This is a genomic window from Chrysiogenia bacterium (assembly GCA_020434085.1).
GTDB lineage: Bacteria > JAGRBM01 > JAGRBM01 > JAGRBM01 > JAGRBM01 > JAGRBM01.
In genome coordinates this window covers 1-8,862 of sequence record JAGRBM010000428.1, presented here as the reverse complement: position 1 = coordinate 8,862, position 8,862 = coordinate 1, and the positions used below count along the sequence as shown (strand labels likewise).

The 8,862-nt window shown below is 63.1% G+C and carries 10 protein-coding genes; 7 read left to right on the top strand and 3 right to left on the bottom strand.

Going from position 1 to position 8,862, the window contains the following annotated elements; translation table 11 throughout:
• From KDH09_14740 to KDH09_14730, 3 genes are all read right to left on the bottom strand, one after another.
• Positions 1 to 1,472: hypothetical protein (locus KDH09_14740; protein ID MCB0220953.1), on the bottom strand; the 1,472-nt coding region annotated here is incomplete at its 3' end.
• Between the two features lie 27 nt (positions 1,473 to 1,499).
• Positions 1,500 to 3,203: an AarF/ABC1/UbiB kinase family protein gene (locus KDH09_14735; protein ID MCB0220952.1), complete on the bottom strand. Its 1,704-nt coding sequence runs from the start codon at positions 3,201 to 3,203 to the stop codon at positions 1,500 to 1,502.
• 332 nt (positions 3,204 to 3,535) lie between these two features.
• A complete protein-coding gene (locus KDH09_14730) occupies positions 3,536 to 4,591 on the bottom strand; it encodes a hypothetical protein (GenBank protein MCB0220951.1) in 1,056 nt (351 codons plus the stop codon).
• Between the two features lie 218 nt (positions 4,592 to 4,809).
• Between KDH09_14730 and KDH09_14725 the strand changes: the two genes are divergently transcribed.
• From KDH09_14725 to KDH09_14695, 7 genes are all read left to right on the top strand, one after another.
• Positions 4,810 to 5,241: a hypothetical protein gene (locus tag KDH09_14725; GenBank protein MCB0220950.1), complete on the top strand. Its 432-nt coding sequence runs from the start codon at positions 4,810 to 4,812 to the stop codon at positions 5,239 to 5,241.
• 159 nt (positions 5,242 to 5,400) lie between these two features.
• On the top strand, positions 5,401 to 5,853 hold the full coding sequence (locus tag KDH09_14720) for a hypothetical protein (GenBank protein MCB0220949.1): 453 nt from the start codon (positions 5,401 to 5,403) through the stop codon (positions 5,851 to 5,853).
• Between the two features lie 259 nt (positions 5,854 to 6,112).
• Positions 6,113 to 6,448 (top strand): ferredoxin family protein, encoded by a 336-nt coding sequence (locus KDH09_14715; GenBank protein ID MCB0220948.1) that lies wholly within the window; start codon positions 6,113 to 6,115, stop codon positions 6,446 to 6,448.
• A gap of 94 nt (positions 6,449 to 6,542) precedes the next feature.
• On the top strand, positions 6,543 to 7,502 hold the full coding sequence (locus KDH09_14710; protein ID MCB0220947.1) for a hypothetical protein: 960 nt from the start codon (positions 6,543 to 6,545) through the stop codon (positions 7,500 to 7,502).
• Complete coding sequence (locus KDH09_14705; protein MCB0220946.1) at positions 7,499 to 7,882, top strand: hypothetical protein; 384 nt, start codon at positions 7,499 to 7,501, stop codon at positions 7,880 to 7,882. The genes KDH09_14710 and KDH09_14705 overlap by 4 nt, the downstream gene beginning before the upstream one ends.
• Before the next feature lie 146 nt (positions 7,883 to 8,028).
• Positions 8,029 to 8,232: a hypothetical protein gene (locus tag KDH09_14700; GenBank protein ID MCB0220945.1), complete on the top strand. Its 204-nt coding sequence runs from the start codon at positions 8,029 to 8,031 to the stop codon at positions 8,230 to 8,232.
• Positions 8,233 to 8,299: 67 nt separating this feature from the next.
• Positions 8,300 to 8,862, top strand: a 563-nt coding sequence (locus KDH09_14695) for an ABC transporter ATP-binding protein (GenBank protein MCB0220944.1), incomplete at its 3' end; no start/stop codon positions are given.

The window sequence follows — 8,862 nt, the reverse complement described above, 5'->3', positions numbered from 1 at the left end:
TCTTCGTCTGTCGTGAAGACCATATCCACCTGGGTCTTCACGTTGTTGTCTTCCACGGTCATCGCGTCACCGTCGTTGTACCCGAAGGCCAGGACCGCGGGTCCGGCTTCTTCGAGGAGCGCCGCATCCGTCACGAGCGAGACCATGTCGGCGCCGCCGCTCGCGCGGTAGTTGGGCACGGCGATGTAGCTGCCATACACCCCGATCTGCTGGGAAAGGTCATTTGGTGTCGTGGTTGTGGAGAACACCGGATCGCCCAGGGTGAGCGGCACGGTAAAAGAGATTCCGTCCTCGGCGTCGAGGGTGCACTCGGGCACATCTCCTTCGGGATCGATGCTTGCGACGTTGACGAGCGTCAGGTTGCTCCCGGTGCTGCTCGTGCTGAGCACCACCAGCCAGTTCGTGGTGTCGCTCGGATCGTCGTAGGGAACCATCGCCGTGGCATTGCCGCTGGGGATGGGGATGCTGCGCCGCGGGGCGTTGCCCTGATCGCAAATGTTCTCGATGTACGGGGGATCGGCCAATGTGCCGCCCGTGAAATCGAGCGCGTAGATGCCTCGCTCACCGGTGGCATCGTCATCGAGCACATACAGGATTTCGTTCCCGCGCGGATCGCCCGCCAGGGCCGCGGCCTGACTGGGACCGCCCGTGTTGTCGTAAATCCGCGTCACCGCGCCGTCGGAGGGACTGATCTGGCTGACAGAGCCGTCGGTACAGCCCGCCCACAGAAAGCCCTCAAATACGGTGAGCGAACGCGGCTTTGCCCCGGCAGGCGAGACCGTCGCGGTTGCAGTACACGCGATGGCATTGCCGGCATTGCTGGTGCGATCGGTCGTATCCACCGGAAAATCAACATGCGCGGGCGTCATGCCGGGAAGGTCGGTGATGTCGTAACGCATCACCGTTCCATCCCCGTTGGTCGCCACGAAGAGCTCATCCCCCATGACCGCCAGCGCCGTGGGGCCGGGCGTGTTGATGTCCTCATCAAGAGTCAGGTCGATCTCCCGGTCGGTAAGCACCACCGGCGGCTCCGCAAACAGGTCGATCACGCTGATCGCACTGTCGCCGTAACCCGCGACAAAGGCGTAGGCGACGGTCGGCGTGGACTGCATCACGCTGGTGTCATCCCAGATCGCGATGGCCACGGGCTGGTCCACGACCGAAAGAGTCAGCGGGTCGCCCATGCTGTCGAGCACGGGCCCCAGAACAGGCATCTCAAACACGCTGACCGTGTCGCTGTCATGGTTGGCCACCAGGAGCAGGCCCAGCGGCGCATAAGCCGCCGCCGCCATCGGGGCATTGGTCTGCGTGCCGGCTCCATCGAGCGTCAACTTCTCTTCATTGGGCGCCGCGCGCGCGAGCCCCGGCGCGAACATTCCCGTCGCCAGGAGCAGCGCCAAGAGCGAAAGCCGGATGCAGGTGCGCATCCGGCTTTGCTTGTGATCTGTCTGGAAAATCTTCTGCGTGTTCAAGTGCAAACGCCCGTCGCGGGGGGCTGTTTAAGCCCCTCCGGATCTCAAGATACCGAGAAACCAGCCGAGTCCGAGGACGCCGGCGAGGGCGTAAAATACAACACTGAGGCCTGGAAGACCAAAGAGCTCGAACTGCGTGAATTCGACGGTCAGCGTTCCGCACAGCAGCAGCGCGGCAATGACGATGCTGAGCTGGTTGCGGTTCTGGGCTTTCTGATAGCTCGCCAGCGCGCGGCGCGTCTCGGCCAGTTCCATCCCGATGGAGATCTGGCCCTGCTTGAGCTGTTCGAGCGCGGTGTTGGCCCGGTCGGGCAGGTAGCGCACCGCCTGCACGAAGGTGCTCACCCCCTCGTAGACTTCCGAGAGGATGCGCCGGGGGCTGTAGCGCTCCATGAGCAGCTTGCTGACGTAGGGCTGCGCCTCGGTGAGCAGGTCCATCTCGGGATCGAGCTGCTTGCCGATGCCCTCCATGGTCACCAGCGCCTTGAAGGTCATGGTGTAGTCGGGCGGCATGATGATGCCGTGGCGCATGGCGCCGTCGACGAAGTCCTTGAACAGGCCGCCGAACTCGATCTCGGAAATCTCCGTGCCGACGAACCACTTCTGGAGGATCGGCGAGACATCGGCCTCGAAGACGTCGAAGTATTCCTCGGGCTTGTTGTGGATGCCCATCTTCCAGAGCACGCGGCACAGGCCGTGAAAGTCGGATTTTACGAGCTGGATGAGCAGGTCGGTGATGTACTCGCGCTGCTTGGGCGTGAGCATCCCCACCAGGCCGCAGTCGATGATGCAGACTTCATTGCTGCCACGGATGAGCATGTTGCCCGGGTGCAGGTCGGCGTGGATGAAGCCGTCCTCGTAGATCATCTTGAAGACGATCTTGAAGCCCGTGCGGACGATCTCTTTCTTGTCGTACTTGGAGTCGTCTCCGAGCTCGGTGACCTTCACCCCACGGATGAACTCCATCACCATGATCCGCCGGGTGCAGTATTCCTTGATCGGATCGGGGAAGTGGACGTGCTCGACGCCCTGAAACTGGCGGCGGAAGCGCTCGAGGTGTTCGACCTCCGTGCGGAAGTCGATTTCCTTCATGATCGATTTTTCGAACTCGCGAACAATACCCAGCGGCGAGACGAGCTTGGTCTCGGGGAAGTTGGCTTCGAGCTGCTTGGCCAGGAAGGCCATGATCTCCACGTCGGCTTCGATTTGCGGCTGAATGCCCGGGCGCTGCACCTTGACGACGACTTCCTCGCCGTCCTTGAGCTTTGCCACGTGCACCTGCGCGATGGACGCGCTGGCCAGCGGCGTCTCGGAAAATTCCTCGAACACCTCGGAGATGGGCCGGCCCAGCTCGCGCTCCACCTGTTCCTTCACCTGTTCCCAGGCAAAGACGGGCACCTGGTCCTGCAGGCTCGTGAGTTCGTCGATCAGGCTGGCGGGCACGAGGTCGGGACGGGTCGAGAGGATTTGGCCGAGCTTCACGAAGGTCGGGCCCAGCTCCTGCATGGCATGGAGGATGCGCTTCTCCACCGAGACCTGCGAGGCGTCTTCGGCGGGCGCCTGCCGAAGGATCGGTTTGAGCCAGGTTTCGTTGAGGTTGAGCTGCTGGAGGACCGCGCCGAATCCGTGGCGCGCCAGCACGGTGACGATCTGACGAAAGCGGTTCACATCGCGAATGACCACCCGCGAGGCCTGAACCGTGTCCAATACACTACGGAGCGCCGTTGCCATGAATTCCCACGTTCCTTTGAGATTCCGGCAGGTTAGGAAATCAGCGGGAGGGAATCAAGGACGCGCGCTGCGCGCCCTGATCAGCACCTCTCCCCCAAAGGGGAGAGGTCGAGCGACGCGAGGGTGAGGGGTGAACGCGCGCTGCGCGCCTTTGCTTCCTCCCTCCCCCGTAGCGGGCGAGGTGGCCGAAGGCCGGAGGGGGTTGGTGCGAGCTTGCCCCAAGAACCCCTCCCTGCCCTCCCCGCCACGGGGAGGGAACAACGGACGTGGACCCTTCGGCAAGCTCAGGGCAGGCGTGGACGTGGACGAAAAAGGATGACGGCCCGCAGGCCTCAGTACAGGTAGCTCAGCTCGAACATGACCGGCACTTCGAGCGCCGTGTCCTTGCCGGTGACGTTGGCCGTGCGCTGGAGCAGGGTCAGCCCGGCGCGAACGCCCAGCGAGAGGTTCTTGGTCACGATGGCGTGGGCGCCGGCCGTGGGGGCCACGTACCAGCCCAGCTCGTCGCCCACCCCGTCGAAGCCCATGAGCGCGGCGCCGCCGCCAAGGCCCATGAAGAACAGGAAGGTGCGGGTGACTTCCTGCAGGCGGACCTCGCCGCCGGTGAGCAGGATGTCCAGCGAGCGCGGCCCGGGGCGCGCGGTCTCGAAGTGGTTGGAGTAGCGGATGCTCGGACCGACGGTCAGGTTCTCGTTGATGGCATAGAGGAACTGCCCGCCGAAGGTGGGCCCGGCCTCGAAGCCGTTGGCCACAGGGGTTACTTCATCACCCACCATCAGGGAGTAACCGACGAAGAGCTCCATCTGGATGCGGTCCTCGAAGTCCACCTCGAACCAGGAGATCTCGGACTCCTGGATGGGCTCGACAAGGCCGGTAAAGAAGTCATCGATCTGCGTGCGGCTCCGCGTGAGCAGGTTGCGCTCGCGGGCGCGCTCTTCGGCCTCATGCCGGTGCAGCGCGATGCGGTAGGCGCGGTAGATCTTGGGCGAGACCTTCTTGCGCGAGAGGGCGTAGCTTGCATCGAGTTGCTTGATGCGAACGAAGTGATCGACCGCGCCCTCTTCCTCGCCCAGGGCGACCAGGGTGTAGGCCAGATACTGGTGAATGGAGACCGTCTCGTGCAGGGCGAGCGCTTTTTGCAGCTCGGCGCGCGCACAGCCGTAGTTGAGGTTCTCGTAACACTCGATGCCCCGGCGCTCGTGATCGGCGGCGCGGGCGCGCTCTTCGGGCGTGCCTTCCTTGGCCGGGGCGGGCTGGCCGGGAACTTCGGCCTGCGCAGGGGCGGCATTTGCCGCGGGCGCGCTGTCCGAAGGCTGCGCCAGGGCGCGCAGCGGCGCCGCCAGCAACGCCAGCAGCACAAGCAGCAGATATCGAACGGACACGCCCATGCGTCTGAGGCTTCCCCCGAAAAGATGCGGGCCGCCCCGGGCGGACCCTGCCGAAGGGGCGGCGTGCACCTGCCACCGCTCCGGCGCGCCCATCCTAGTTGAAGGCCGCTGCCTGAAACAAAACGAGGTTTCCGCTACGGGGCCGATTGGGTGTAGAATGCTCCCCATCGAACAGGTGCGCAGCGCCGGGCCCCGCAGAAAAAGGCGGGAGAGCCCCCGTGGCGACCAGCAGGAAGGACACCGCCGTGAGCGAGGAATTCGACGACCGAGACGAGCGCGAGGCCCGCACCCTTTCAGCCCGGATTGAAGGTCTGGTCCCCGACGTCATGAAGCGAACCTTCTACACAGGTCTGGGCGCCCTGTTCCTGACCGAAGACGGCATCCGGCGCCAGCTCGCCGAGCTCAAGGTCCCCAAGGACCTCACCGGCTACATCGTCAGCCAGTCCTCCAAGAGCAAGGAAGAACTCTTCGACGCCATCGCCCGCGAAGTGGCCAAGGTCTTCCAGGACACCACCCCCGAGGAAATCGTCCGCAACGCCATGACCGGCATGAAAATGAAGATCGAAGTGGAATTCGAACCCGCCGGAGAAGAAAAAGACTCCGGCGGCACCAAGGTGAAGTTCCGGACCCAGGCGAAAGAGAAGAAGTAGACACGCGATGACCGCGGAGACTTTGCACACAACACCATTTCCGCCTTCCCAACAATCTCCAAAAATCCGGCAACCATAATGGGACTTCGCCAAGCGGTCGGACTTCAACCAGATTGACTCCCATTGCCAGCCGCGCTTCGGAATGAACAGGAGCTGAGAATGCGCCGATCAATCTTTCTGTACTGGGGTATCTGTGTGTTGGTTGCGGCGAGTAGCGCGTCTGCTACATCGCCCTACCCATTTCTATGGAAGACTCTCGAATTTAACGGAGAGCTTGAGCAACCGGTTGGAGCGATAAGAAGCAAGTTCGAATTTCATTGGGAAGCCTCGGACTTATTGATCGATAAAATGAATGTCGAAGTAGCTGGACGGGATCACCGCATTCCAGAGGACTTTCTTGCAGAGATTCGGAATCCCCAGTGGAATACCTACGCTGCATCTGTTCGAACGGAGACAGACGGATCGTGGGTGATCGATTTGGCCATTCAGTTTGGAGACAAGAAACAACAGGTGCGACCGATTGCGTTTGTTTCAATTGACCAGACCGGAAAGGTTAACGCTTACACCCTGGATTTTGGTCAAGTTCTGGAAAGACTAAAGGCCGCAGAATAATCAAAAAGGGGCTTTCCCCGAAAAACGGCCACCAACCTTTTCTCCATCCCGCACCAACGTAGGCAGCAGGCGCCCAACGACGCGGGGAGCAATCCCGGTGACCGCCCGCCGGGATTTTTGTATTCGTCGTAATTTCCCGCCGAAGGGTCAACCCTTGCGGGCTTTTTCCAGGATTGGCATGGTGGACACATCAAACGCCGCGGGGACTTGCGTGCGAACGCGGGGTTTTCGCGGCCAAGCCGAAGGAGGGAGCATCACCATGGCTTATGTCGTTACCCACTACTGTGTGGACTGCCGCTACACCGATTGCGTTGAGGCCTGCCCGGTCGAGGCGTTCCACCAGGGACCCCGCATGGTCTACATCAATCCCGAAACCTGCATCGACTGCGACGCGTGCGTGCCCGCCTGCCCGGTCCAGGCAATCTTTCCCGAGGACGAGGTGCCCGAGAAGTGGAAACGCTTCATCGAGATCAACGCCACCGAGTGCGAGAATTACGACGCAGTCTCCGAAAAGATCGACCCGCTTCCCACGGCCGTGACGCTCGAGGAGCAGCAAAAGCGCGAGTCCGAGGGCAAGCTTCCCGAGTATCCCTAGCCCCCCAGTGGACCGCCCCCGCCCCGTGCGCTATCTACCTCTGCGGAAATGACGCCCGCGTCAGTCAATGTCGCGGGCCTCGAGGAGAGTGGCCATGGAGGCGAGTTACGAAGTCCATCCGGCGGCTGAGCGCTGGGACATCCGGCCCGGCGCGCTGCACCTGAAGGGAAGCCCCGAGGGTTTTTCCCTGGTGAACCTGCGCGTCTGGGCGGCCAATCCCAAGCAGCTCGAACACCAGCTCACCATCATCGCCGAGATCGGCGAGGCCGTCATCGAGGTCGTCTGTGCGAGCGAGCCGCTCTTCTTCGGCCACGTGAACTACTCCGACGAGTTCAACCTGGTGTTCCCGACGGGCTTTGCTCCCATCGACGGCATCGATGCCAAGACCTACCTCATGGATCCCGATACGGGCGAGGAGCTGGGCGCGTATCTGAGCAAGATCGGCGACATCGTGCTCCACCCGGTGGGGCTCGCCCACTGGCCGGGGTATCTCAAGCGCTTCATGGAGTACCGCCCGCCTTCGAAGGGCGCGCGCTTCCGCATTCTCTCGACCGTCTACTGCGCCAAGGGGCCGGTGCGCTACAACGAGTCCTCGCAGAAGAACAAATGCACCACGCTGGAGCCCCCCGCGGAAATCGAGGTCCATCCCGACTTCGAGGACATGGACCTCACCCCGACCAAGATCACGAGCAATTCCCCCATCTTCGATGAGCGCGCGGGCTTCGTGCCGCTGCGCGCGATGGTGGCGGATGCCAGGCGCGCCGAGGACGCCCCCGAAGTGGTCGCCCGCGTCGACGACACGCGCTTCGACCTGATCGTCTCGGCCGGCGGACCGAAGAAGCCGTTCTCCTCCGATACCAAGAGCTACGTGCTGGTCTTCCGCGGCTCGCCGCATCTGGCACTGACGGGCGGCGATGGTGCCGAGGCCGGCAGCGCCGAGCTCGAAGTCTGCGACCTGCTGGAGATTCCCGCCGGCGGCAGCTTCACCATCACCGGCACGGGCGATTCTCGCCGCTGCGCGGTGATCTGGTTCAGAAAGGATCCCGAACGATGAGTGCAGCAGCAGTTGCAGCCAACCCCGGCGAACCCGCGTTCGAGGAGCCGGTTTCCATCAGCTACGGCAAGTTCACCTTTACCCGCAAGGGCTGGACCGCAATCATCAGTGCCGACGGGCGCGAGACGCAGCTCCCGGCGCACCTCTTCTTGCGCACCACCTGGCGCGTGCTCAGCCACAACCTGGGCCTGGGCGTTCTCATCTTCTACGGGGGCTTTGCCGTCCACAACCTTGGGGATCCCGTCGAGGGCGACAAGGTGAAGCTCTACTTCCTGGGAGAGCCGAAAGTGGAGCAGACCTTCGACAAGGAAGAGGTCCGCGCCAAGCTCAAGGAAATCTACGACACCCTGCGCTGGCCCAAGTACGAAGAGTGGTACTGAGCGCGCGCTGGGGGCCCAAAAGTCCCTGAAGGCCCGCCCCGAAGCTTCGGGGCGACCGCCCTTGGACGCCGGCGCACCGGAGGACTAGACTTCCTATACGCCAGACGTGAGGGAAGTCGCCGCGGGGAGCTTCGAAGGGGCGCTCGATGCAGTTATCCGGAGATCCAGAGGGCCTGGCCCAACTCAAGCGCATCAAGGAGACGAACGTCTCCTTCCTGAAGTTCCTGTTGCAGGAAGTCGAAACGAGCTTTGAGGGCAAGGTCGCCTTCAAGGGTCCCGACGACGGCGCGGACTATTTCCTCGTCCGCGACGGCCACGACGCCAAGAAACTCACTGTAGAAAAAGCCTGAAACTTTTCCCAAAGGCACGCATCGAAGGCTTGAACTCTCATTCCCCCAAGGGAAGCGGCATCCGTTTGTGAACACGCCCATCGTCGAACTCAGCAACGTGACCAAGCGCTACGGCGCCGACGAGGTCGTGCGCGCGCTCTCGTTTTCGGTGGAGCGCGGCGAGTGCGTGGGCCTGCTGGGCCCCAACGGCGCGGGCAAGACGAGCACGCTGCGCATGATGACCGGGCAGGCCCACATCAGCGGCGGCGAGATCAAGCTCTTCGGCACGCCCATCCAGCACCGCCCGCGCCAGGTGCGCGCGAGGTTCGGCGTCGTCACCCAGGACGACACCCTCGACGAAGAGCTTACCTCCTACGAGAACCTGCTCGTCTTCGCCTCCTACTTCAGCGTGCCGCGCGCGGAGGCCCACCGCCGCGCCGAAGACCTCCTTGAATTCGTGCACCTCGAAGACAAGCGCGACGTGAACATCGACAAGCTCTCGGGCGGCATGCGCCGGCGTCTGCTGATTGCGCGCGCACTGGTCAACGCGCCCGACCTGGTCATTCTCGACGAACCCACAACGGGCCTCGACCCGCAGGCTCGCCACCTGATCTGGCAGAAGCTGCGCCTGCTCAAGCGGCAGGGCACGAC

Coding starts and splice junctions, on each gene's coding strand:
- KDH09_14735 (MCB0220952.1), bottom strand. CDS start 3,203: ATGGCAACGGCGCTCCGTAGTGTATTGGACACGGTTCAGGCCTCGCGG.
- KDH09_14730 (MCB0220951.1), bottom strand. CDS start 4,591: ATGGGCGTGTCCGTTCGATATCTGCTGCTTGTGCTGCTGGCGTTGCTG.
- KDH09_14720 (MCB0220949.1), top strand. CDS start 5,401: ATGCGCCGATCAATCTTTCTGTACTGGGGTATCTGTGTGTTGGTTGCG.
- KDH09_14715 (MCB0220948.1), top strand. CDS start 6,113: ATGGCTTATGTCGTTACCCACTACTGTGTGGACTGCCGCTACACCGAT.
- KDH09_14710 (MCB0220947.1), top strand. CDS start 6,543: ATGGAGGCGAGTTACGAAGTCCATCCGGCGGCTGAGCGCTGGGACATC.
- KDH09_14705 (MCB0220946.1), top strand. CDS start 7,499: ATGAGTGCAGCAGCAGTTGCAGCCAACCCCGGCGAACCCGCGTTCGAG.
- KDH09_14700 (MCB0220945.1), top strand. CDS start 8,029: ATGCAGTTATCCGGAGATCCAGAGGGCCTGGCCCAACTCAAGCGCATC.